Here is a 25,320-nt window from a genome sequence, read left to right on the forward strand (position 1 = left end):
GACGCTCCGCGTCACAGATCTGCGCCGCACTGCATACTCAAGAGAGGACGCAGAGCGTCCAGAACGGCATGCGACGCGGAGCGTCGCACGATAATCGAGATTAAGGCATGTCGGCGGAGCGTCGTACGATAGCCCTATCAGTGGGGTGTGCGTTGTGCCTTGTCAAGGAAGGTCCAGGCCACGAAGCGGCTTTGTTTTTGGCCCTGGCCCATCTCGACTACCTTCACTTCAAGCGCGCCGGCTTTTTTCAGGGCGCTCTGGATCGGCGGCAGGTTGGATGCCTTGGACACCAGGGTGCTGAACCACACCACCTGGCCTGGCAATGTGGCGCTTTCCTGAATCAGCCGGGTCACGAAGCCGATCTCGCCGCCTTCGCACCACAGCTCCTGAGATTGCCCGCCGAAGTTGAGAACCGGCAGCTTGCGCTTGGGATCAGCCTTGCCCAGTGCGCGCCATTTTCGTTGGCTGCCACGCTGCGCCTCATCCAGCGAAGCATGGAAGGGAGGGTTGCAGAGGCTCACGTGGAAGCGTTCGCTGCTGTCGAGCAACCCTAGCAGGATCTGCTTGCGATTGCCCTGCTGGCGCACGCTGATGGCCTTGCTGAGGCCATTGGCTTTGATGATCGTGGTAGCCGCCGCGATGGCCGTGCTGTCGATGTCCGAGCCAACGAACTGCCAGCCATAGTCGCTATGCCCCAGCAGCGGGTAGATGCAATTGGCTCCGGTGCCGATATCCAGCGCCTTGATGGACGCGCCGCGTGGGATCACGCCTTCATTGTCCTCGGCCAACAAGTCGGCGAGGAAGTGCAGGTAGTCCGCACGCCCCGGAATCGGCGGGCACAGGTAATCGGCCGGAATGTCCCAATGGGCGATGCCATAGAACGCTTTGAGCAGCGCGCGATTGAACACCCGCACCGCCTGCGGATCGGCAAAGTCGATGCTTTCCTTGCCATACGGATTGAGGATCACGAACGCTGCCAGCTCGGGGCTGGATTTGATCAGCTTCGGAAAATCGTAATGACCCTGATGACGATTGCGCGGGTGCAAGGTGGCCTTTTCACGCGGCGCAGCAGGTTTGGCTGGCCGCTGAGGCTTTTTGCGCGGAGGTTTGCGGGTATCGGTCATGGGGTCGATGGTCAGCCGTGATGTCGAGTACAGAAATTCAGATAACAAAAAGCCAGCCCATAATCGGGCTGGCTTTTCTGGCCACCTTACAGGCTGGCGATGCGGGCGTGTTGCTCGGCCAGCTTGCCCAGCGCCTGTTCGGCTTCGGTCAGCTTGGCGCGTTCCTTGGCGATGACTTCAGGCGGTGCCTTGTCGACGAAGGCGGCGTTGGACAGCTTGCCGCCGACGCGTTGCACTTCGCCTTGCAGGCGCTGGATTTCCTTGTCCAGGCGCGCCAGTTCGGCCCCTTTGTCGATCAGCCCGGCCATCGGCACCAGCACTTCCATGTCACCGACCAGCGCAGTGGCCGACAGTGGCGCTTCTGCACCCTCGGTCAATACAGTCATCGATTCCAGCTTGGCGAGCTTCTTGAGCAGGTAATCGTTTTCGCTCAAACGACGCTGATCCTCGGCACTCACATTCTTGAGGAACAGTTGCAGAGGCTTGCCCGGGCCGATGTTCATTTCGCCACGGATGTTGCGCACGGCAAGCATCAGGCCCTTGAGCCATTCGATATCGTCTTCGGCCGCCTGGTCAATGCGTGCTTCGTTGGCCACTGGCCACGGCTGCAGCATGATGGTCTTGCCTTCTGCGCCCGCCAGCGGCGCAAGGCGCTGCCAGATTTCTTCGGTGATGAACGGCATGAACGGGTGCGCAAGGCGCAGTGCGACTTCGAGCACGCGTACCAGCGTACGGCGTGTGCCACGCTGACGTTCGACCGGTGCGGTTTCATCCCACAGCACAGGCTTGGACAGCTCCAGATACCAGTCGCAATACTGGTTCCAGATGAACTCGTACAATGCCTGGGCAGCGAGGTCGAAGCGGAACTGATCCAGTTGGCGGGTCACTTCGGCTTCGGTGCGTTGCAACTGCGAGATTATCCAGCGATCAGCCAGCGACAGTTCGACCGCTTCGCCGTTCTGGCCGCAGTCTTCGCCTTTGTCCAGCACGTAACGCGCAGCGTTCCAGATCTTGTTGCAGAAGTTGCGATAGCCTTCGACGCGGCCCATGTCGAACTTGATGTCGCGACCGGTGGACGCCAGCGAGCAGAAGGTAAAGCGCAGGGCGTCGGTGCCGTAGCTGGCGATGCCGTCGGCGAACTCCTGACGGGTCTGCTTCTCGATCTTCTTCGCCAGCTGCGGCTGCATCAGCCCACTGGTGCGTTTCTCTACCAGCGTTTCGAGGTCGATACCGTCGACGATGTCCAGCGGGTCAAGCACGTTGCCCTTGGACTTGGACATCTTCTGGCCTTGGCCGTCACGCACCAGACCGTGCACGTAAACAGTCTTGAACGGGACCTGCGGCGTGCCGTCCTCGTTCTTCACCAAGTGCATGGTGAGCATGATCATCCGGGCGACCCAGAAGAAAATGATGTCGAAACCGGTGACCAGCACGTCGGTGGAGTGGAAGGTTTCCAGTGCCTTGGTCTTTTCCGGCCAGCCGAGCGTGGAGAAGGTCCACAGGCCCGAGCTGAACCAGGTGTCGAGTACGTCGTTGTCCTGCTGCAGCGCGATTTCCGGGCCAAGGTTGTTCTTGGTGCGAACTTCGGCTTCGTCGCGGCCGACGTAAACCTTGCCGGACTCGTCGTACCAGGCCGGAATGCGATGGCCCCACCAGAGCTGACGGCTGATGCACCAGTCCTGGATGTCGCGCATCCACGAGAAATACATGTTTTCGTATTGCTTGGGCACGAACGCGATACGGCCGTCTTCGACAGCGGCAATCGCAGGCTCGGCCAGCGGTTTGGTGGAGACATACCACTGATCGGTCAGCCACGGCTCGATGATGGTGCCGGAACGGTCGCCTTTCGGCACCTTCAGGGCGTGATCATCGACGCTGACCAGCAGGCCGGCGGCATCAAACGCAGCAACGATCTGCTTGCGCGCTTCAAAGCGGTCGAGACCGGCGTAGTCCGCAGGCAGGCTGCCGTCGACGCTTTCGTTCAGCGTGCCATCAAGGTTGAAAACCTGAGCAGCAGCGAGAACGTTGGCATTCTTGTCGAAGATGTTCAGCAGCGGCAGGTTGTGGCGTTTGCCGACTTCATAGTCGTTGAAGTCATGCGCCGGGGTGATCTTCACGCAGCCGGTGCCGAATTCAGGGTCGCAGTAGTCGTCCGCGATGATCGGGATGCGGCGGCCTACCAGAGGCAATTCGACGAACTTGCCGATCAATGCCTTGTAGCGCTCGTCCTGCGGGTTCACGGCGACGGCGGCATCACCGAGCATGGTTTCCGGGCGAGTGGTGGCCACGATCAGGTAATCCAGACCTTCGGCGGTCTTTGCGCCGTCAGCCAGTGGATAACGCAGGTTCCACAGATGACCTTTCTCGTCATGGTTCTCCACTTCGAGGTCGGAAATGGCGGTGTGCAGCTTGGTGTCCCAGTTGACCAGGCGTTTGCCACGGTAAATGAGGCCGTCTTCATGCAGGCGCACGAAGGCTTCCTTCACGGCGTCGGACAGGCCGTCGTCCATGGTGAAGCGCTCGCGGCTCCAGTCGACGGACGAGCCCAGGCGGCGGATCTGACGGCTGATGTTGCCGCCGGACTCGGCTTTCCATTCCCAGATCTTGTCCAGAAACTTCTCGCGGCCCAGTTCATGACGGCTTACGCCTTGCGCTTCAAGACGACGCTCCACCAGCATCTGCGTGGCGATACCGGCGTGGTCGGTGCCCGGTTGCCACAGCGTGTTGCGCCCCTGCATGCGACGGAAACGGATCAGGGCGTCCATGATCGCGTTATTGAAGCCGTGGCCCATGTGCAGGCTGCCGGTGACGTTCGGCGGCGGGATCATGATGGTGTACGAGTCACCCACGCCTTGCGGAGCGAAATAATTTTCGGACTCCCAGGTCTGATACCAGGAAGTTTCGATGGCGTGCGGCTGGTAAGTCTTGTCCATGCGCGGCGGGAACCTGTGGCATTGATTCGGAAACCGGTAAGTATAGACCTGACGGCCAGCGACAAGCCATAAGCGCCGGGCCACAACTGGCAGATCTGCCAGTTGGCGGCGAGTGGACCAAGGGGCATGATCCGGTGTTCAAGCATTGATCACAGGACGGATGCGGCCATGGACAAGACTTCGGAAAGCAGGCGCGTACTGTGCCGATATCGCTATGACGCGCTGGATCGTATTGCCTTCGTCGACCCCGGAGCACAGGGTGAAGTGTCGCGTTTTTATCAAAAGAACCGTTTGACGGTCGAGATACAGGGCGCAACGCGTCGCCGTGTATTTCACGGTGAAAACCTTTTGTTGGCGGAGTATGAGACTGAAGGCTCTGTCGCCCGGACGGACCTTCTGGCCACCGACCTGCAAAGCAGTGTATTGCATGCTTTGAGTTCGGAGGGGCACCAGCCGCTGGGCTATAGCCCTTACGGACATCGCTTGCCGGGCGGCCCCTTTTCCGGCTTCAACGGCGAGCGTGCGGACCCTGTGACCGGGCATTACCTGCTGGGTAACGGCTATCGCGCTTTCAACCCGGTGCTGATGCGATTCAATAGCCCGGACACCCTGAGTCCATTTGGACGGGGAGGCCTGAATGCGTATGCCTACTGTCAGGGGGATCCGGTTAACAGGAGTGATCCTGATGGACATATTCCCGTGGCGGCGCTCGCCAGCGCGGCCAGGCGTTTTGTTTTTGAAGAGCTGCCTGAGAATGCCCTTAAGAATATACTCGGGCGCGTTTCTCTAGGAGACGCGGCCGCGCTGAGTGCAACGACCCCTCAAATAGGTAAGAGAGTATCAAAAACATTAAAAAAGGTTTGGGTTGATATAAACGATCCCAGCGCACTGCCGACAATTGAAGGGCATTTAAGTACGACCGGGGCGCTAAGCCATGACGCTTTCTACAGCGCGCAGTTCAAGTATGTAGCGACGAGCATCGAGCAAGGATTCAGTAGAAAGATAAATAGCATTGATCGTCAAACACAATCGATTCTTGATCACGTGGCTGGCGTGAGTGGAAGCAGTGAGTTGCAGGCTACGCGCGCGCTAGAGCGTGCCCAGCGCTATCAGTCAGAGAGCCTGACAAGAATCACTGGGCTCATGGAAAACTACAGGAAGTTGCACAAGGAATGGAATGAACTTATCAATCGTGAAGCAGACACGGGCCGGCGTATAGCTGATATCCGCTCCACATTCAATCCTCGCTAATAACGTATCCACACGCATGTGAGCCAGTTTCCAAACCGCGCGCTTCACTTCTTCTGCTGCGCCAATAACCGCTCCAGCCTTGCCTTCAGCCGACGCTTGATCTCGTTTTCTATAGGTAGGGCGAAGCCGTCGACCACGTCCTGCATGATCAATTGCGCGGCTGCGCGCAGTTCGCTGTTCAGATGAAGCAGTGCATCAGGGTTGTGCTGCGCTTGCGGTGGAGCTGTCTGCTACGCCTTGCGGAGCGAAATAAATTTTCGGGCTCCCAGGTCTGATACCAGGAAGTTTCGATGGCGTACGGCTGGTAAGTCTTGTCCATGCGCGGCGGGAACCTGTGGCATTGATTCGTAAACCGGTAAGCATAGACCTGACGGCAAGCGACAAGCACATATGTGCCGGGCCACAGCTGGCAGATCTGTCAGTAGGCGGCGAGGGGGGAGAGGGGCATGATCCGGTGTTCAAGCATTGATCACAGGACGAATGCGGCCATGAACAAGACTTCGGAAAGCAGGCACGTACTGTGTCGATATCGCTATGACGCGCTGGACCGTATTGCCGTCGTCGACCCCGGAGCAAAGGGTGCAGTGTCGCGTTTTTATCAAAAGAACCGTTTGACGGTCGAGATACAGGGTGCAACGCGCCGTCGTGTATTTCACGGCGATGATCGCTTGTTGGCTGAGTATGAAACGGACGGCTCCATCACTCGGACCGACCTGCTGGGCACCGACAGGCAAATCAGCGTGCTGCATGCCCTGAGTTCAGAGGAACGGCAGCCGCTTGCTTATAGCCCTTACGGACATCGCGCGCAGGGCGGCCCCTTTTCCGGCTTCAATGGCGAGCGCGCGGACCCTGTGACCGGGCATTACCTGCTGGGTAACGGCTACCGCGCGTTCAACCCGGTGCTGATGCGTTTCAACCGGCCAGACTCGTTAAGTCCGTTTGGGCGGGGAGGCCTGAATGCGTATGTTTACTGTCAGGGGGATCCGGTTAATCGAAGTGATCCGGGTGGACATGTCGGGGTCCACAGACTCTTTCTCGACACGTTACCAGACCTGGCGCTTGACAGAATATTCAGGCACCTGTCTTTCAAAAATATGGCCGCAGTGAGTGGAGCGTCTAATACGTTGAATGAGAGAGGAGCCGGGCTGATAGCCGTGCAGTTAAATAAGCGTTTTGTAGACGCCAGTAACCCAGACGTACTGTTGGACCTTCGCAGCGCTATAGAAAACGAACCGGGTTTTCTGCCGAGTGTATTCAAGAGTGCAGACTTCAAAGTACGGTTTGAAAAAGTCACGGCGAACGCCAGTCAAAAAATGAGCGATCGAATCAAGGAGGCCTGGCGTGTAGAGCACTCATTCTCTGACAAATTCACGGGTAAACCCAATACCGGTTACGACGATTTCAAGAAGGCATCGGCTATTAAGCTCAAGGAGCACGAAGGGTCTCCCGAAATGCTGCTAAATATAAAAAGAGATGTGGCTAAACGCAAAACGCTCATGGGAGCCTGGTATGCCCAAGTTAGTCTCAAGGGGAAAATGGAGCGGCAAGTAGCAGAGATTCGCTCCCTATTGAATTCTCCCTGACAGCGTCTGCATGCGTGTGTACTCCGGACTCCTGATCACACGTTCACTTCTGCTGGGCCAATAACCGCTCCAGCCTTGCCTCCAGCCGACGCTTGATTTCAGTCTCGATGTGCGGGGCGAAGTCGGCGATCACGTCCTGCAGGATCAACTGCGCGGCGGCACGCAATTCGTTGTCCAGATGCAGCAGGGCATCCGGGTTCGGCAGTGCTTGAGGCTGGGCAGGCTGTTGAACGGTCTGAAGCTGCTCGACTGGTGCAGCTTGCACATCAGGCGTCAGTGTCGGGATGTCGTCTGCGTCGAAGTCCTGCTGATACGCCGCGTCGGGGCGAGCGCCGACCACATCGAATAACAGAGGAATCTGGCCTTCCGGACGAGCCGGGTCGTTCGGCAGCGGGGAGTGTGCGGGGTCATCGCCGAGCAATTGGCGGATCGATTCCAGATCGTTCAGCAAATGCGCGGATTCAGCTTTTTTTGAAGTATCCATCGTGTCCTCAAAGGCGCTGCAGTCGGTGATCTTGCGGAGGATAGCCCTGTTCACGGTATGAACGGAAACTCTCGCGTGCGGCAAGACGTATGGCCGGGTCTTCGACAACCACTTCTGCCACGCGGGCGAAGCGTTTGAAGAAGGCCGGAATGCTCAGGTCGAGGTTGACCAGCAGGTCCTCGTGAGCGCCCGAGTCGTCACCCAGACCCAGCACCACGGGGGCATCGGAGTCGCTCTCGGCGTCGCCGTGGGGCAGAAACACTTCGCCCCTGAAGCGCCAGAGCCGGGCATCAAGGTCTTCACGCTGCGCTGCATCGCTGCAATGCAGATAGACCTTGTGGCCCAAACGCCAGGCTTTTTCCGTGAGTTTGCAGGCAAAGTCCAGGCGCGCGGCAGGATCGGCGCTGGGCAGGATGTAAAAATCGACTTGGGTCATACAGGTTCCAGAACCAGTGGCGTATCGACCGTGAAGCCGACACGCCAGGGTGTCTTTTTATACGCCAGCGCGGTCGAGCAGGTACTGGGTCAGCAGCGGAACCGGACGTCCGGTGGCGCCTTTTTCCTTGCCGCCGCTCAGCCATGCAGTGCCGGCGATGTCCAGGTGAGCCCAGTCATAGGCCTTGGTGAAGCGCGACAGGAAGCAGGCCGCCGTGATGGTGCCGCCTTTCGGGCCACCGATATTGGCGATGTCGGCGAACGGGCTGTCGAGCTGCTCCTGGTACTCATCGAACAATGGCAACTGCCAGGCACGGTCATCCGCCTGTTTGCCCGCGTCGAGCAACTGATTGATCAGCGCGTCGTTGTTGCCCAGCAGGCCGGAAGTGTGGCCGCCCAGCGCAACCACGCACGCGCCGGTGAGAGTGGCGATGTCGATGACTGCCTGTGGCTTGAAGCGTTCGGCGTAGGTCAGTGCATCGCACAGCACCAGACGGCCTTCAGCGTCGGTGTTGAGAATTTCGACCGTCTGGCCACTCATGGTAGTGACGATGTCGCCGGGACGTGTAGCGGTGCCGCTCGGCATGTTTTCGGCGCAGGCCAGAATACACACCAGATTGATCGGCAGTTTCAGTTCCAGTACAGCGCGCAGGGTACCGAACACGCTGGCAGCGCCGCACATGTCGAACTTCATCTCGTCCATGCCCGAGGCAGGCTTGATGCTGATGCCGCCGGTGTCGAACGTGATGCCTTTACCGACCAGTACGAAGGGCTGATCACCTTTCTTGGCACCCTGATAGTTCATGACGATCAGGCGAGGTGGCTGGGCGCTGCCTTGAGCCACTGCGAGGAAAGAGCCCATGCCCAGTTCGGCCAGTTTCTTCTCGTCGTGAACTTCCACTTTCAGATTCTTGTGTGCCTTGCCCAGCGCCTTGGCTTCTTCGCCCAGGTAGGTCGGGTGGCAGATGTTAGGTGGCAGATTGCCCAGGTCGCGGGTCAGTGCCATGCCGGTGGCGATCGCCTTGGCGTGAGTGGAAGCGCGCTCGATGTCGGCTATGCGGACCTTGTCGGTCAGCAGGGTGATTTTTTTCAGGGCGCGAACTTCGGCTTTCTGGGTCTTGAAGCGGTCGAAGACGTATTCGCCATCCGCCAGAGCCTCGACCAGCAGGCGAGCCGTGCCGTAGGTGTCGCGGTTTTTCACTGACAGGTCATCGAGCGCAATCGCAGCGTCGCTGCCGCCCAGGCCTTTGAGGCAGGTCAGTGTTGCACCGACGATTTTTTTCAGCTGGCGGTCCGACAGTTCACCTTCCTTGCCGGTACCGATCAGCAGAACGCGCTCTGCCTTGATGTTGGGCAGGTTGTGCAGCAGCAGGCTCTGACCGACCTTGCCCGCCAGATCACCGCGTTTGAGAATGAGGGAGATGGCTCCGCCGCTGAGGATATCGACAGCCTTGGCAGCACCAACCAGTACACGGCTTTCGCCGACGGTGACCACCAGCGTTGCGGTTTTCAAGGTTTCTGGGCTTACGCTTTTAACAACCAATTCCATGTGGGGTCCCCGAGTAGACGATGAGAGTCGCAATATGAATGATGTACGCGGGATGGCCTGAGTGTTTTCAAGGTGGATGCCCGCGGTAAGCCTTGCAGTTTGACCCCGCTGCACGACTGCTGACAACCCCGTAGAGCCGCCTGCTTTGCGTGTATGTGCGAACTATCCCCGGTGCGCAGTGACAGAAACACACAATCACAGGATAATGCCGCATATTTTTTGATGCCCACGCCTTTTGCCGGCGTGAATCTCTGGTTGCCGTGGCTCACAATTTTTCCCTGTTTGGCTGCCTGAGCCTGACAACTCTGGAGTGTCTGGTTTGATTGTCTTCCGTTATCTGTCCCGAGAAGTGCTGCTTACCTTGAGCGCGGTCAGCGCCGTGCTGCTGGTGTTCATCATGAGCGGACGCTTCATCAAGTACCTGGCGCAGGCCGCGTCCGGTGCGCTCGATCCGGGCGTGCTGTTCCTGATCATGGGCTTCCGCCTGCCAGGCTTTCTGCAGGTAATTCTGCCGCTGGGCCTGTTCCTTGGCATTCTCATGGCTTACGGGCGCCTGTACCTGGAAAGTGAAATGACCGTGCTGGCCGCCACCGGCATGAGTCAGCAGCGGCTGCTTGCCATCACCATGGGGCCTGCCACGCTGGTCGGGCTGTTGGTCGCCTGGCTGAGTTTCAGTCTGGCTCCACAGGGCGCTACCCAGTTTTCGCTGCTGATCAACAAGCAGGACGCCATGACCGAGTTCGACACGCTGGTGCCGGGCCGTTTTCAGGCGCTGCGTGACGGTACGCGTATCACTTACACCAAGGAACTGTCGGAAGACCGCTCGCAACTGGCTGGTGTGTTCATCTCTGAAAAACGCATGTCCGGCGACAAGAGCAAGGACAACGGTATTACCGTGCTGGTGGCAGAGAAGGGCCATCAGGAGGTAAGGCCCAATGGCAGTCGCTTCCTGATCCTCGAAAACGGCTACCGCTACGATGGCAATCCTGGTGCGGCTGATTATCGTGTGATCAAGTACGACACCTACGGGGCGATGCTGCCCAAACCGGAAATCAGTGAAGAAATCACCGACCGTGAGGCCATTCCGACCAGCGAACTGATCGGCAACCCGGCACCGCGCTCTGTCGCCGAGCTGCAATGGCGTATTTCGCTGCCGCTGTCGGTGTTTATCGTCACGTTGATGGCTATTCCGTTGTCGCGCGTCAATCCGCGTCAGGGCCGTTACCTGAAACTTTTGCCGGCGATCCTTCTGTACATGTCTTATCTGGCCATTCTGATCTCGGTGCGCAGTTCGCTGGAGAAGGGCAAGCTGCCGCTCAGCCTGGGCATGTGGTGGGTGCATGGCATCTACCTGTCCATTGGCCTGCTGTTGTTCTATTGGGAGCCTCTGCGTCTGAAGATGGCGAGTCGTCGCAGCGTCACGGAGGTGACTCGTGGTCAAGCTTGATCGATACATCGGTAAAAGCGTATTGCTGGCGATTCTTGCGGTTCTGGGAATCATTCTGGGGCTGGTTTCATTGTTCGCGTTCATCGACGAGATGGGTGATATCAGTGACACCTACACACTGGCGGATGCCCTCAGCTACGTCATGCTGACCGCGCCGCGGCGTGTCTACGACACCCTGCCAATGGCTGCCCTGATCGGTTGCCTCATTGGTCTGGGTACGCTGGCCAGCAGCAGCGAACTGACCATCATGCGTGCAGCAGGTGTGTCCATCGGGCGCATCGTCTGGGCGGTCATGAAGCCGATGCTGCTATTGATGGTCGCTGGTGTACTGGTCGGCGAGTACGTGGCTCCCTACGCCGAGAACCAGGCTCAGGCCGCTCGCTCGCTGGCTCAGGGCTCGGGTGATGCGCAGAGCGCCAGGCATGGTCTGTGGCACCGTCAGGGTGACGAATTCATCCACATCAACACCGTCCAGCCCAATGGCCTGATGCTCGGCGTGACACGTTATCGTTTCGACGATCAACGCCACATGCTGACGTCCAGCTTTGCCAAAGAGGCCAATTTCAAGACCGATTACTGGGAGTTGAAGGACGTCAGTACCACGCACTTCAATGACGGCCGTACCGAGGTTATCAATACGCCGGTCGAGCGCTGGGATGTAGCGTTGAGCCCGCAATTGCTGAGCACAGTGATCATGCCGCCCGAGTCGCTTTCGATCAGCGGTCTCTGGAACTACGCGCATTATCTGGCTGATCAGGGCTTGAGCAATGGCCGCTACTGGCTGGCGTTCTGGACCAAGGTATTGCAACCGGCTGTGACAGTGGCGCTGGTGCTGATGGCAATCTCGTTCATCTTCGGCCCGTTGCGCTCGGTTACGCTGGGGCAGCGTGTGTTCACGGGGGTGGTAGTCGGCTTTACCTTCCGCATCATTCAGGACCTGCTCGGCCCGTCCAGCCTGCTGTTCGGTTTCCCGCCGTTGCTGGCCGTGCTGATGCCTGCTGCAGCCTGTGCGCTGGCCGGGGTGTATCTGCTGCGCCGCGCCGGATAGCGTCGTGTAACCGCAGTGAAAAAGCCGACCTCGAGTCGGCTTTTTCATGGGCGTACTCATGCGCTTGCTGAGCGAATCGCACATGCAAAAAAGCCTCTGACATCGCTGTCAGAGGCTTTTTGTGCATACGAGAGTGTGTCGTATCAGGCTTCGGCTTGAACTTCGTCAGCCTGCATGCCTTTCTGGCCCTGTACGGCAACGAAGGTAACTTTCTGGCCTTCTTTCAGGCTTTTGAAGCCGTTACCCTGGATGGCGCGGAAGTGTACGAACAGATCCGGCCCGCTCTCAGGAGTGATAAAACCAAAACCTTTTTCATCGTTGAACCACTTGACGGTACCGCTCTGACGATCAGCCATTTTCTTATTTCCTTGACGCTTGACTTGAATTGGTTACAGCCTCTTTCACACGAAAGAGCACTGGGGCTGGTTGCAGGAAGTAAGAAACGTAGAACGGGTTGTAGCAAACCTAGAGCTACTGCCCAGGTCCAGATTCGGCGACCCATGCAAACACAGTCCGGAAACTCTACGCCAACTCTCGTTACAAATACAACCCCCCTGCCTTGTACCCTGTTTCCGGGGGGTAGAGCGTTATGCCCGGCGTGTTTGCCTGCTGTGCACGGTGTTTGGTCTGTCATAACATTTTGCACTTTATAGGTGCATTTTTGGCATATACAACAGACTGTTCACTCGGTTGAAACACGGCCGAAACAGTAGTGTGTAACAGCACCTGCGCAACAGTGAAGTATTGCTGTTTTTTTGACGCCGTTGTTTAGCCGCGAAAGTAACGTTGTGCAACGAAAGGCATTTTTGCAACACGCATGGGCACTTTCTTGCCGCGCACCATTGCCCAGACCTGTGTATCCAGCGTGGTGTAAGCGTTGTTCAAATAACCCATGGCCAGCGGGCCAGCCAGGCTCGGGCCAAAACCGCCGCTGCAGACAGTGCCGATGACAGTGCCCTGTTCATCGACGATTTCTGTGCCCTCACGCACTGGCGTACGCTCTTCGGGAAGCAGGCCGACACGTTTTTTGGCGACACCGTTCTGTTGCTGGGCAAAGACCTGCTCTGCTCCCGGGAAGCCGCCTGCACGTGCACCGTCGGCGCGACGCACTTTGGAAATAGCCCATAACAGGCTGGCCTCCACCGGTGAGGTGTCGGTGTCCATGTCATGACCGTACAGGCACAAACCTGCTTCCAGTCGCAGCGAATCACGTGCGCCCAAACCGATCGGGGCAACTTCCGGCTCTTCCAGCAGGCGGCGCGCCAGGGCTTCAGCCTGTTCGGCCGGTACTGAAATTTCATAGCCGTCTTCGCCGGTATAGCCCGAGCGGCTGACATAGCATTGAACGTCCAGCAGCTTGACGCTGGCGAACTGCATGAAGGTCATCTTCGCCACTTCCGGCGCAAGGCGCGCCAGCACCGTGACAGCGGCCGGACCTTGCAGGGCGAGCAGGGCGCGCTCTTCGAACAACGGTTCGATAGTGCAATGCCCCGCCAGGTGCTTGCGCAAGTGCGCCAGGTCCTGATTCTTGCAGGCCGCGTTGACCACCAGCATCATTTGATCATTGCCGAGATTGGCAACCATCAGGTCATCGAGAATGCCGCCAGCATCGTTGGTGAACATCGCATAGCGTTGCATGCCGACCGGCAGGTCAATGATGTCCACCGGCACCAGGGCCTCAAGGGCCTTGGCAGCATCTGTACCGGTAAGACGAATCTGGCCCATGTGCGAGACATCGAACAGGCCGGCCTGTGCGCGAGTGTGCAAATGTTCTTTCATTACGCCAGCCGGGTATTGCACGGGCATGTCGTAACCGGCGAAGGGCACCATCTTCGCGCCGAGTTCTCGGTGAAGGGCGTGCAGGGGAGTGGTCAGCAGGGTTTCTGTGGACATGTTCAATTCCTTGTTGAGCGGGCCATGCAGAACGGCATTGCCTGTGCGCGCTCACTATCGAGCTGCGCACAGGCATGCCAGGGCACGGGCTATCAGGCTTCCTGATAGCTCTCGATGGACGGGCAGGCACAGACCAGATTGCGGTCGCCGAAGACGTTGTCGACACGGCCGACCGGAGGCCAGTACTTGTTCTCGATCAACGAATCAACCGGATACACCGCCTGTTCGCGGCTGTAAGGATGGCTCCATTGGCCGACGATTTCCGCAGCGGTGTGCGGGGCGTTTTTCAACGGGTTGTCGTCTTTGTCCAGTGTGCCGTTTTCAACTGCGCGTATTTCTTCACGGATCTTGATCATGGCGTCGCAGAAACGGTCCAGCTCTTCTCTGGACTCGCTCTCGGTCGGCTCGATCATCAAGGTCCCGGCAACCGGGAACGACATGGTCGGGGCATGGAAGCCAAAGTCGATCAGACGCTTGGCCACGTCATCGACGCTGATGCCGCTGCTGTCCTTGATAGGGCGCAGGTCAAGGATGCATTCGTGGGCAACCAGCCCGTTGGTGCCGGTGTACAGCACCGGGTAGTGCTCTTCCAGGCGGCGCGAAATGTAGTTGGCGTTGAGGATCGCCAGCTGCGAAGCGCGTTTCAGGCCTTCGCCGCCCATCATGCGGATGTACATCCAGGTGATTGGCAGGATGCTGGCGCTGCCGAACGGGGCTGCGCAGACTGCGCCTTCCTTGCGCTCCATGCGTGCATGGCCCGGCATGAACGGTGCGAGATGGGATTTGACGCCGATAGGACCAACGCCTGGGCCACCGCCGCCGTGCGGAATGCAGAAGGTCTTGTGCAGGTTGAGGTGCGATACATCGCCACCGAATTTGCCCGGAGCGCACAGGCCGACCATGGCGTTCATGTTGGCGCCGTCAATGTAGACCTGGCCACCGTTGTCGTGAACGATACCGCAGATTTCGCGGATGCCTTCTTCGAATACACCGTGGGTGGACGGGTAGGTGATCATGATCGCCGCAAGCTGGTCGCGGTGTTGAACGGCCTTGGCGCGCAGGTCTTCGATATCGACGTTGCCACGTGCATCGCAGGCGGTGACCACGACACGCATACCGGCCATGTTGGCAGTGGCCGGGTTGGTGCCGTGTGCCGATGAAGGGATCAGGCAGATATCGCGATGCTCATCGCCACGGCTCTGGTGATAAGCGCGGATGGCCAGCAGTCCGGCGTATTCACCCTGTGAACCGGCGTTCGGCTGCAGCGAGATCGCGTCATAACCGGTGGCGGCACAGAGCATGGCCTCCAGCTCGTCGGTCAATTGTTGATACCCGGCACTTTGCTCGGCCGGGGCGAACGGGTGCAGGTTGCCGAATTCGGCCCAGGTCACCGGGATCATTTCACTGGCGGCGTTGAGCTTCATGGTGCACGAGCCCAATGGAATCATGGTGCGGTCCAGCGCCAGATCCTTGTCGGCCAGCTTGCGCAGGTAGCGCATCAGTTCGGTTTCAGAGTGGTAGCGGTTGAACACCGGGTGGCTGAGGATTGCCGACTGACGCAGCAGCGCAGCGGGCAGGCGCGACGGGACGCTGGCGGCCAGTGCGGTGAAGTCCGGCAGGTTCTGAGCGTCGCTGGCGAAGATTTCCCACAGCGTTTCAACTGCCGACTGCGAGGTGGTTTCGTCCAGTGACAGACCCAGGTGCTGGTCATCGATTTCACGCAGGTTGATGTGCCTGGCGCGAGCCGCTGCGTGCAGGGCAGCGGTCCTGCTGCCGGTGTTCAGGGTAAGGCTGTCGAAGAAGAATGCCTGCTCGGCCTTCAGACCCAGCGTGCTCAAGCCTTCGGCAAGGATCGCGGTCAACTGGTGAACGCGCCTGGCGATCTGTGTCAGGCCGCGCGGGCCATGGTAGACGGCGTACATGCTGGCGATGTTGGCCAGCAGAACCTGTGCAGTGCAAATGTTGCTGGTGGCCTTCTCGCGACGAATATGCTGTTCGCGGGTCTGCATGGCCAGACGCAGGGCCTGCTTGCCGTGACGGTCCACCGATACGCCGACCAGGCGGCCCGGCATGTCGCGCTTGAAAGCATCGCGGGTCGAGAAGTAAGCCGCATGCGGGCCGCCGAAGCCCAGCGGTACACCGAAGCGTTGTGCGCTGCCGATGGCCACGTCGGCGCCAAATTCGCCTGGCGGGGTCAGCAACGTCAGGGCCAGCAAGTCGGCAGCCACGGCGACCAGCGCGTTGGCAGCATGGAAGCGTTCGACCAGCTCGCGGTAATCGAACACGTCGCCGTTGCTGGCAGGGTATTGCAGCAACGCGCCAAAGTAATCGCTGACGTCGCCCAACTCGGCTTCGTCCGCCACCACAACGGTGATGCCCAATGGCTCGGCACGGGTACGCAACACATCAAGTGTCTGCGGATGGCAGTGGCTGGAGGCGAAAAACTGCTGGCTGCCTTTGTTCTTGCTCAAGCGTTTGCAAAAGGTCATTGCTTCTGCAGCAGCGGTCGCTTCGTCGAGCAAGGACGCGTTGGCAATCGGCAGGCCGGTCAGGTCGCTGATCAGCGTCTGAAAATTGAGCAGTGACTCCAGGCGGCCCTGGGAAATTTCTGGCTGATAGGGCGTGTAGGCGGTGTACCAGGCCGGGTTTTCCAGCAGGTTGCGCAGAATCGGGGCCGGCGTGTGGGTGTTGTAATAACCCTGGCCGATGTAGGTTTTAAACAGCTGATTCTTGCCGGCGATGGCCTTGATGGACGCCAGCGCATCAGCTTCACTCTGCCCGGCAGGCAGGTTCAGCACGCTGGTGCCCTTGATGCTTTCCGGGATAACGCTTTCGCTCAGCGCTTCAATGGAGTCGAAGCCCAGCGTCTGCAACATGGCCTGTTCGTCGGCAGCGCGCGGGCCAATGTGGCGGGCGATGAATTCGTTGGCAGTGGTCAGTTCAATACGGTCAGTCATGGCTTGCTCCTCAGGCTTGGGCGTTGGCTTTGATCAGGCGGTCGTAGGCGTCCTGATCCAGCAGGCCGTGGATGGCGTCGGCATCCTGTGGAATGAAACGAAAAAACCAGCCTGCACCGAGAGCGTCTTCATTGACCAGCTCCGGCGTGTCATCGAGGACTGAATTGACCTCGACCACTTCACCGTCCAGCGGCATGTTGATGCTGCTGGCGGCTTTCACCGATTCCACCACTGACACTTCAGCGTGTTGAGTGTAGGCCTGCAAATCCGGGAGCTGCACGAAGACTACGTCGCCCAGCGATTCTTGCGCATAGGGCGTAATGCCGACCGTAATGCTGCCGTCGGCTTCGGCACGCAGCCATTCATGGTCAACGGTGAATCGCAACTCGCTCATACAAACTCCTCGGAGAACAGGGCTCGCGCAGCACGCGAACAATATGAGCTATGACTTAGCAATTTAGCGGCCATGTTTTATTTGTTTATTTAAATCAAAGGGTTACTGATTATTAAGTCAGCGCTGTTGATTTCAGCTGTAGCGAAATCGCTACACTGCTCAGCTATTTGAAAATACGTGCCTGATCAAGGCCTTGATGCAAGCGGAGTGGGGTGTTTTGGATTGAAATCGTTACAGTGGAACGATTTCGTTGCGAGGCGAGGGGTGTTACTGCACCCAGCCAGCGCATAGCGCTGACCGGGTGGTCTTTCATGATGCGGGCTTAAGGCTTGGGCGCGGTAGCGGCTACTGAAATATTACCCGCTTCCCACTGCGACTCGCGCGCATCCAGTGCAACAGCAATGGCTTGCACTTTGGTGGATGAAAGCTCCGACGGCAGCGGGTCCAGACCCGCACTGGCGAAAATCTGGCCGTAAGCGTTGCGCAGGTCGGCATACGCCAGGTCGCGACGCAGATCCGCCTGCAGGGTGTTCAGTTCGCCCTGAATCAGATCCAGCTCGCCCAGACCGGCTGCCTGATAGCGATTACGCAGTTGACCGACGATCTGGCTGTCGATGTTCGACAGCTGTTGGCTGGTTTTGAACTGGCGCAACGCTTCGTTGTAGTTGGCGTTGGCCACGTAGAGCTGGGCCAGTACGGCAATGGACATTGCCTGACGACGCGCAGTAGCGACTTCCTCACCGGCTTTGGCGACGTCAATGGCGGCAGGTGCCGACAGCACATTGAACAGGTTCCAGGTGACTTTTACGCCCAGATCAGCCCATTTGTCGTTGACCAGAAACGAGTTGCTGTCGTAATGGCCGCCTGCCGAGAACTCCAGGCCGGGCAGCATGCGCAGCATGGCCTTGCGGGTTTCGGCCGAGCTGATACGGGTTTGGTAATCCTGTTCGCGCAGCTCGGGACGACTGGCCAGCGCTTCGGTTTCCAGGCGTGCCATGTCGACCTTGAGTTGCGGAATCGAGTAGTCGTCCGGCGTCGCCAGCTTCAGATCGGTGCCCAGCGGCAGGTTGATCAGGGTCGCCAGTTCGGTCTTGGCCAGTGAAAGCGCCTTGCGCTGTTCTTCAAGCTGACGCGTCGCCTGGATCAGCGAGCGCTGATAACCCAATGCCTGTACCGGGTCCCCCACACGCTGCTGGCTCATTTGCTGGCTGTTGTCCTGCGCTTTCTCGACACGAGCCATCAAGCTGTCGATCTGCTTGAGCATGCGTTCGGCGGCGACGGCGCGCCAATAGGCTGAACGCACGTCCTGAACGATGGTGTTGATCACCTTGCGGCGGCGTTCCTGAACGATCAGGCGCTGATCGCCTTGCTGTTTGGCACTGATGTAGCTGACACCGAAGTCGAGTACGTTCCATACCATGGTCAGGTCGGCGACACGACGGCTGCGATCCTGCGAGGTTGACGGTTCGAGGGACTGGGTTCCGGTCTCTACGCTTTCACTGCTCGATGCGCTGACGTTACTGCGTCCGGCATAGCCCGCTGAAAGAGCCATGCGCGGCAGCATGTCGAAGCTGGCGAGGTCCAACTGACGTTTGGCCAGGGCTTCTTCCATGATTTTCAGACGCGCTTCAAGGTTGTACTTCACCGCGCGGGCCATGGCTTGATGCAGGGTCAATGCACCGTTCAATGGCTCTTGATCCTTGTACATCAGTTGCAGATCGCTTTTGGCGCGCTGCTCGCTGACGCTTCGGTCGATAGGCTGGCTGGTAACAGCGCAACCACTCACTACCAGCGCCAGCAGGCTGATGCTGAACAACTTCTGACTTCTTTTCATGCTCCGACCGCCCCTAGCTCTAGCTACCGCATTCTTTTTTATGAGCGCCGTACAGCTACGACGCATTACCAAACCCTGTTTCAGGCTTGCGCTTCACTTACACCGACTTCCCCTAAAGCCCATGCCAGTGCGCGCAGTTTTTCTTGCTCGTTATCAGTGATCTGTTGCAACTGCTGACCCAGCGTCAGCGCGCCGAAACCGGCCTGGATGCTTTGTGATGAGTCTCGCAGGCCGTTGCTGCCAGCGCTGTTGAAGGCGCCCGCCGTCGAGCTGTCCGTCGCGGATTCGCGGGAAAAAAGCGTCGACAGCGTACTGGTGCCGAACACACTGCCTTCGCCGCTGTTGAAGCCTGTGAACCCGGAGCCCGGGCCGCCGACACTGCTGGAGTCGAACACCTGGGCAATAAAGCTGGGTGCCAGGGCGCGGTTGGTAATGAAGATATTGCCCACAGGCGGCAGACCCCCCCCGGTAGTGCGCTGTTCGAACAACGGCGAGAAGCTCAATGGCGAACCCAGATTGCCGGTTGGCGGACCGAACAGTGCCGGCTGCAGTGGCAGATTCCGTGTGTTGACCAGCGGTGCTGGCGCGTCTATCCGGAACTGCGGGTCTCCGGTCAGCGACGTGGTCGTGATGGCGTAGTTGGGAGACAGCGCGATGCCTGTCCCTGCGTTGCCTGCCCGGTCAGTTACTGTGCTGCTGTCCAGCACAATGAAGTTGCTCGGGTCAGTGACATTCGCCGTCGGCGTCAGGGTTGCGGTCCAAGTGGCTCCGCCATCGCTGCTGGCCAGGTTGGACAGCGTGCCGTTGGCCACGCTGACATCCGCCAGCGTGAAGTTATTCACCGGCTCGCTGAAGGCAAAAGTCACCAGGGATGTCTGACCCGTCGCCAGGTTTGGATTGGCGATGGAAATGTTCGCTGTAGGACGCTGGTTATCGATGCTGTAGTTGCTGGACAGCGCGACTGTTGTGCCCGCGTTGCCGGCCAGATCATTGACCCTGCCGCTGTCCAGAACGATGAAGTTGTTGGCCGCGGTGATATTGGCATCCGGCGTCAGCGTTGCCGTCCAGGTGAGGCCGCCGTCGCCGCTGCTCAGGCCGGACAGGCTGCCGTTGCCGACACTGATGTCCGACAGATCGAAATTGGTCACGCGCTCGCTGAAGGCGAAGGTCACCAGCGAGGTTTGACCGATGGCCAGGTTCGGATTGGCGACGGTAATGGTCGCAGTCGGGCGCTGAGTATCGATGGCGTAGTTGTTCGAGGCCGTGGTGCCGCTGCCGGTACTGCCCGACGCATTGGTCACGCCAGTGTTATCCAGCGTGATCAGGTTGCTTGCATCGGTCACGTTTGCGTTTGGTGTGAAGGTGGCAGTCCAGGTGATGCCGCCATCGCTGCTGGAAACCGCGCTCAGCGTGCCATTGGCGACACTCAGGTCGGCGTTGCTGAATCCGCTGACCGCCTGACTGAACGTGAACGTGACCAGAGACGTTTCGCCTGCGGACAGGGCATTGTCGGCCACCACGATGGTGGCGGAAGGTCTGGTCGTGTCGACGGTGAAACTTGCCGAACTGATGATGCCGCTGCCCGCGTTGCCCGCCAGGTCGGTGACACCTGCGCTGTTCAGGCTGATCTGCCCGGTGCTGGCATTCACGTTTGCGTTTGGTGTGAAGGTGGCAGTCCAGGTGATGCCGCCGTCATTGCTGCTGACATTGCTCAGCGTACCGTTCGGTACGTTCAGGTCGCTGTTATCGAAACCACTGACTGCCTCACTGAAGGTGATAGTGACCAGCGAGGTTTCACCCGCCGAAAGGGCGTTGTCAGCTAGTACGATGCTGGCGGTCGGTCGCGTCTGGTCGATGGCGTAGTTATTGGAGAGCGTCAAGCCGCTGCCAGCGTTACCGGCCAGGTCAGTCACGCCGCCATTGTTCAGCGTCACCGAGTTGCTTGCGCTGCTAATGCCTGAGGTTGGGGTTAGCGTTGCCGTCCAGGTAATACCGCCGTCGCTGCTGCTGACCGCGCTCAGGGTGCCGTTGGCAACGCTCAGGTCCGCATTGGTGAAACCGCTGACCGCTTCGCTGAAGGTGATCGTTACCAGAGAGCTTTCACCGACGGCCAGCGCATTGTCGGCCACCACAATGGTTGCGGTCGGGCGCTGGGTGTCGATGGCGTAGTTGTTCGAGGACGTGATGCCGCTGCCGGTCACGCCCGAACCATTGGTGAAACCGGTGTTGTCCAGAGTGATCAGGTTGCTTGAGTCGGTCACGTTTGCGGTCGGCGTGAAGGTCGCGGTCCAGGTGATACCGCCGTCACTGCTGCTGACCGCACTCAACGTACCGTTCTCGACCGTCAGGTCGGCATTATTGAAGCCGAGGACCGCTTCGCTGAAGGTGATGGTGACCAGTGAGGTTTCGCCCACAGACAACGCACTGTCGGCGACCACGACGGTGGCGGTCGGCTGCTGAGTGGCAATGGTGAAATTGCCGGAATCGGTCGTGCCGCTGCCGATATTGCCTGCCAGATCGGTCACGCCCGTGTTGTTCAGCGTGATCACGTTCGTGGTATCGGCGACATTGGCATTCGGCGTGTAGGTCGCCGTCCAGGTGATACCGCCGTCGCTGCTGCTGACCGCGCTCAGCGTGCCATTCGGTACGCTCAGGTCAGCGTTGGTAAAGCCGCTCACTGCCTCGCTGAAGGTGATGGTAACCAGTGAGGTTTCACCCGCGGTCAAGGCGTTGTCCGACATTGTGATACTCGCAGTCGGGCGTACCGTGTCGATGGCGTAATTGTTCGACGTGCTCAGCCCGCTGCCGGCGTTGCCCGCCTGATCGGCCACGCCAACGTTGTTCAGCGTCACCGAATTGCTGTTGCTGGTAATACCTGCTGTCGGCGTCAGGGTTGCCGTCCAGGTAACACCGCCATCGCTGCTGCTCACCGTGCTCAGGGTGCCATTGCTGATGCTCAGGTCGGCGTTGGTAAAGCCAGTCACCGCCTCGCTGAAGGTGATAGTCACCAGCGAAGTTTCACCGATGGCCAGCGCGTTGTCGGCCACTACGATGCTGGCCGTCGGGCGCTGGGTGTCGATGGCGTAATTGTTGGAACTGATTGAGCCGGTGCCTGCGTTGCCGGACGCATTGGCCACACCCGTTGCATCCAGCGTGATCAGGTTGGTGGTATCGGTCACGTTGGCGGCTGGCGTGAGGGTCGCGGTCCAGGTGACGCCGCCGTCGCTGCTGCTCACTGTGCTCAAGGTGCCATTGGCGACGGTCAGGTCGGCATTGGTGAACCCGGTTACGGCCTCGCTGAAGGTAATCGTCACCAGCGAGGTTTCACCCGCGGAAAGGGCGCTGTCGGCCACAACCACTGTGGCACTCGGGCGCACGGTGTCGATGGTGAAGTTGCCCGAGTTGCTGGTGCCGGACCCGGCATTGCCAGCCAGATCCGTTACACCTGCGTTGCTCAGAGTGATCACGTTGGTGGTGTCGTTGACGTTGTTGTTCGGCGTGTAGGTCGCCGTCCAGGTGATGCCGCCATCGCTGCTGGTGACGGTGCTCAAGGTGCCGTTGGGCACTGTCAGGTCGGCGTTGGTGAAACCACTGACGGCCTCGCTGAAGGTAATCGTCACCAGTGAGGTTTCACCGGCCGTGAGACTGGCGTCTGCCACCAGAATGCTTGCAGTCGGGCGCTGGGTATCGATGGCGTAATTGTTCGAGGTTGTGGTTCCCGAACCCGTGTTGCCCGCCGCATCGCTGACCCCTGTGTTGTCCAGGGTGATCACGTTGGTGCTGTCGGTAATGTTGTTGGTCGGCGTGAATGTCGCGGTCCAGACAATATTGTTGCTGGTGGTCACGGCACTCAGGGTGCCGTTGACGACGGTCAGGTCCGCGTTGGTGAAACCGGACACCGCCTCACTGAAGGTGATGGTGACCTGCGAGGTTTCACCAATGCTCAGGGAGTTGTCCGCCAGCACGATGGTTGCGGTCGGGCGCGACGTGTCGATGGCGTAATTGTTGGACGTGGCAGTGCCTGAACCGGCGTTTCCGGACAGATCCTGCACGCCTGCCCGGTTCAGGCTGATCTGGTTGGTGGTGCTGGTCAGGTTGGCGGTCGGTGTCAGGGTCGCGGTCCAGGTTTTGCCGCCATCACTGCTGCTCACAGCGGTCAATGTGCCATTGGCGACCGAGATGTCGGTGTTGTCGAAGCCGGTAACCTCTTCACTGAACGTAAAGGTGACCAGTGATGTTTCACCCGCCGCCAGTGCGGTGTCTGCTACCACGACAGTCACTGTCGGCGGAACGGTATCGGACACTGCGTAGCTGTTGGAGGTCACTGTCCCGGTACCGATATTGCCGGCTGAGTCCTGCACCGCCGATAACGGCAGGCTGATCGCATTGGAATTGGAGGAAGTGTTGCTGGAGGCCGTAAGAGTAGCTGTCCAGGTAATGTTGTTGGTGGTCACCAGGTTGCTCAACGTACCGTTGGGCACGGTGATTTCGGAGATTTCCAGGCCGAAGACCGGCTCACTGAACGTGAAGGTGACCAGCGATGTGCCACCCGAACTCAGCGACGAATTGGCAATCACGATGCTGGTGCCCGTTGGTGCAGTCGTGTCAGAGGTGTAGGCGACGTTAAGCGAACCGCCGTCGTTGAAGATATTAGTGACGGCGGTAGGCGAGGAGCCATTGGTGCCGCCGCTGGTCGCTTGTCCGCCAGATCCGCTGCCACCCACGTTGCCGCTCATGGCAGAGTTGTTGCTGGAAGTGATGTTGACCGTGCCTTTGTTCCAGATCGCGCCGATGCCACGGCCACCGTTGCCACCAATCGTGCCGCCGCCGCCACCACCACCACCTGCACCGATGTTGTTGCTGATGGTCGACGTGCCGATGATCGCCAGAGTGCCGGTCGAGGCGTTGTAAATGCCGCCAACTGCCGAGCCGCCTCTGCCCCCATTGGCGTCAAACCCAGAGCCGCCGCCACCCCCACCGATGGTCCGACCTCCGCTGGTCGCGGTGCCGCCTGCGCCGCCGTTGGTGTAACCGACAGGCGTGCCATTCCCTCCTGCGCCGCCTCCTGAGGAGTTACCGCCTTGGCCGGCCAGGTAAGCAGTGCTGAACGATGCCCCGTTGCCGCCGGTATTGGCTGACGGGGCGGTGGATGTATAGGTGCCGGCACTGCCACCCGCAGCACCGTTCTGCCCGCCGATGCCGCCGCCGCCACCACCACCACCACCCACGTTTGGCGAGTTGACGCCACCGCCACCGCCACCACCCGCTGCCGAGTTGGCAGTGACGGTGACATTGCGCAGCGTGAGGTTGCCGGCGTTGTTGATTCCGCCGCCCAGTGCATCAGAGGCCGCAATGGTCGCACCACTGCTGGCGCCCGCCGTGCTGGCCACGCCTCGGGTAATGATCACGCCATCAAGTGTGGCTGTGACCCCGGAATTGACCCGGATCACGCTGGTTCTGTTCTGCCCGTCGAGGGTGACGTCAGCGACGCCGTCGTTATTCAGGTCGCCATCCACGGTGATGTTTTTGCTGACCACCAGTTGGCTTTGCAATGCAACGGTCATGCCGCTCGAAAAGGTTACAATATCGCCGTTCTGGGCATTGGTCAGCGCTTCACGCAAGCTGCCTGCGCCGGTGTTGCTGGTGGAGGTGACCGTAAACGTTGCCAGCCCCCACTGGTAAGCGTCCATCGACTGTCGCGAAAGGGCGCTGACGCTTTCAATGCTGCCGGTGGCGATTTCCAGATCCCAGTCGCCACCCACGCCGGTGCGGTTAGTGGACGCAGCAACATCGCGGCCAGTCAGGGTTGCCAGCGAGTCAACAAAGCTCAGGCCGGTGTCGCCCTCGGCGGTGTTGCAGGCGTAGATCAGAATATCGCCACCAACATTCATGTCGTTGCCGATTTCGGCCAGCAGGGCGCTGCGTTGCGCGATGTTGTCCGCGGAAACATAGCTGTTGCCCAGCCAAAGGTCGCCGGAGTTGCCGTGCGCAATGATCTGCACTGAGCTGACGCCCTGATGAGACCCCAGGTAATCGGCAATCTGTTGCAGGCCATCCTTGGTGGCGTCCAGTTCGACCACTTGCGCACCGGGCGCAACGCCCGCCAGCAGGCTGGCCGAATCCTTCACCCGTGAATCGACAAATACGACGGTGGTGCCGGGCACGGCGGCAGGCGTTGCGGCAACGTCCGAAGAGGCTGGCGCTTGCGCATGATGGTCGTTGCTGGCGCTGTTGGCCTGCTCGGCGCTTTTGGCCGATGCGTCGGGCGTGGGCTGGCTGTCCGGCTGGGCCGCTTCAGCAACGGTGGCTGCGACCGCACCGTCGAACAGCATGCGCGGTTCGAGAGACATGATCATGGGGGAAACGGGTGAGGTTGCACTCGAAGGTG

At 59.5% G+C, this 25,320-nt stretch carries 15 protein-coding genes and 1 pseudogene; 4 read left to right on the top strand and 12 right to left on the bottom strand.

Annotated elements, in window-relative coordinates:
* Positions 1 to 137 precede the first annotated feature (137 nt).
* Both rlmF and RYC17_RS11925 read right to left on the bottom strand, forming a co-directional pair.
* The gene (gene rlmF / locus RYC17_RS11920; RefSeq protein ID WP_316903241.1) at positions 138 to 1,124 is read right to left on the bottom strand and encodes a 23S rRNA (adenine(1618)-N(6))-methyltransferase RlmF; all 987 of its coding nucleotides are present in this window, start codon (positions 1,122 to 1,124) and stop codon (positions 138 to 140) included.
* 86 nt (positions 1,125 to 1,210) lie between these two features.
* Positions 1,211 to 4,057, bottom strand: coding sequence for a valine--tRNA ligase (locus RYC17_RS11925; protein ID WP_316903168.1), 2,847 nt, complete (start codon positions 4,055 to 4,057; stop codon positions 1,211 to 1,213).
* 168 nt (positions 4,058 to 4,225) lie between these two features.
* Between RYC17_RS11925 and RYC17_RS11930 the strand changes: the two genes are divergently transcribed.
* Complete coding sequence (locus RYC17_RS11930; RefSeq protein ID WP_316903170.1) at positions 4,226 to 5,308, top strand: RHS repeat-associated core domain-containing protein; 1,083 nt, start codon at positions 4,226 to 4,228, stop codon at positions 5,306 to 5,308.
* Positions 5,309 to 5,352: 44 nt separating this feature from the next.
* Here RYC17_RS11930 and RYC17_RS11935 read toward each other — a convergent pair.
* Positions 5,353 to 5,523, bottom strand: a pseudogene (locus tag RYC17_RS11935) (DNA polymerase III subunit chi); the annotation flags it as partial.
* A gap of 273 nt (positions 5,524 to 5,796) precedes the next feature.
* Here RYC17_RS11935 and RYC17_RS11940 point away from each other — a divergent pair.
* Positions 5,797 to 6,891, top strand: a complete 1,095-nt coding sequence (locus RYC17_RS11940; RefSeq protein WP_316903172.1) for an RHS repeat-associated core domain-containing protein — start codon at positions 5,797 to 5,799, stop codon at positions 6,889 to 6,891.
* Positions 6,892 to 6,934: 43 nt separating this feature from the next.
* On the opposite strand, the gene RYC17_RS11945 is transcribed toward RYC17_RS11940, so the two are convergent.
* Genes RYC17_RS11945 through RYC17_RS11955 form a run of 3 tightly spaced genes read right to left on the bottom strand, consistent with a single transcriptional unit; the run spans position 6,935 to position 9,359 of the window.
* On the bottom strand, positions 6,935 to 7,375 hold the full coding sequence (locus RYC17_RS11945) for a DNA polymerase III subunit chi (RefSeq protein ID WP_316903174.1): 441 nt from the start codon (positions 7,373 to 7,375) through the stop codon (positions 6,935 to 6,937).
* Between the two features lie 7 nt (positions 7,376 to 7,382).
* Positions 7,383 to 7,811, bottom strand: a complete 429-nt coding sequence (locus tag RYC17_RS11950) for a DNA polymerase III subunit chi (protein WP_005756882.1) — start codon at positions 7,809 to 7,811, stop codon at positions 7,383 to 7,385.
* 57 nt (positions 7,812 to 7,868) lie between these two features.
* Complete coding sequence (locus RYC17_RS11955) at positions 7,869 to 9,359, bottom strand: leucyl aminopeptidase (RefSeq protein ID WP_316903177.1); 1,491 nt, start codon at positions 9,357 to 9,359, stop codon at positions 7,869 to 7,871.
* 319 nt (positions 9,360 to 9,678) lie between these two features.
* Between RYC17_RS11955 and lptF the strand changes: the two genes are divergently transcribed.
* Both lptF and lptG read left to right on the top strand, forming a co-directional pair.
* A complete protein-coding gene (gene lptF / locus RYC17_RS11960) occupies positions 9,679 to 10,806 on the top strand; it encodes an LPS export ABC transporter permease LptF (RefSeq protein ID WP_002552286.1) in 1,128 nt (375 codons plus the stop codon).
* Entirely contained in the window at positions 10,793 to 11,854 is a 1,062-nt protein-coding gene (gene lptG, locus RYC17_RS11965; RefSeq protein WP_002552287.1) for an LPS export ABC transporter permease LptG, read from the top strand. The genes lptF and lptG overlap by 14 nt, the downstream gene beginning before the upstream one ends.
* 143 nt (positions 11,855 to 11,997) lie before the next feature.
* Here the strand turns inward: lptG and RYC17_RS11970 are convergent, their stop codons facing one another.
* The 6 genes from RYC17_RS11970 to RYC17_RS11995 all read right to left on the bottom strand — a co-directional run bounded on the left by RYC17_RS11970 (position 11,998) and on the right by RYC17_RS11995 (position 25,264).
* Positions 11,998 to 12,210, bottom strand: a complete 213-nt coding sequence (locus tag RYC17_RS11970; protein ID WP_002552288.1) for a cold-shock protein — start codon at positions 12,208 to 12,210, stop codon at positions 11,998 to 12,000.
* Positions 12,211 to 12,622: 412 nt separating this feature from the next.
* Positions 12,623 to 13,747: a glycine cleavage system aminomethyltransferase GcvT gene (gcvT, locus tag RYC17_RS11975; RefSeq protein ID WP_316903179.1), complete on the bottom strand. Its 1,125-nt coding sequence runs from the start codon at positions 13,745 to 13,747 to the stop codon at positions 12,623 to 12,625.
* Positions 13,748 to 13,839: 92 nt separating this feature from the next.
* Positions 13,840 to 16,704: an aminomethyl-transferring glycine dehydrogenase gene (gene gcvP / locus RYC17_RS11980; RefSeq protein ID WP_316903181.1), complete on the bottom strand. Its 2,865-nt coding sequence runs from the start codon at positions 16,702 to 16,704 to the stop codon at positions 13,840 to 13,842.
* 10 nt (positions 16,705 to 16,714) lie between these two features.
* The gene (gene gcvH, locus RYC17_RS11985) at positions 16,715 to 17,098 is read right to left on the bottom strand and encodes a glycine cleavage system protein GcvH (RefSeq protein WP_002552291.1); all 384 of its coding nucleotides are present in this window, start codon (positions 17,096 to 17,098) and stop codon (positions 16,715 to 16,717) included.
* A gap of 322 nt (positions 17,099 to 17,420) precedes the next feature.
* Entirely contained in the window at positions 17,421 to 18,914 is a 1,494-nt protein-coding gene (locus tag RYC17_RS11990) for a TolC family protein (RefSeq protein ID WP_173929308.1), read from the bottom strand.
* 98 nt (positions 18,915 to 19,012) lie between these two features.
* Positions 19,013 to 25,264 (bottom strand): Ig-like domain-containing protein, encoded by a 6,252-nt coding sequence (locus tag RYC17_RS11995; RefSeq protein WP_316903246.1) that lies wholly within the window; start codon positions 25,262 to 25,264, stop codon positions 19,013 to 19,015.
* Between the last annotated feature and the right edge of the window lie 56 nt (positions 25,265 to 25,320).

Origin of the sequence: Pseudomonas syringae group sp. J248-6, from assembly GCF_032586995.1 — a bacterium.
Taxonomy (GTDB): domain Bacteria; phylum Pseudomonadota; class Gammaproteobacteria; order Pseudomonadales; family Pseudomonadaceae; genus Aquipseudomonas; species Aquipseudomonas amygdali.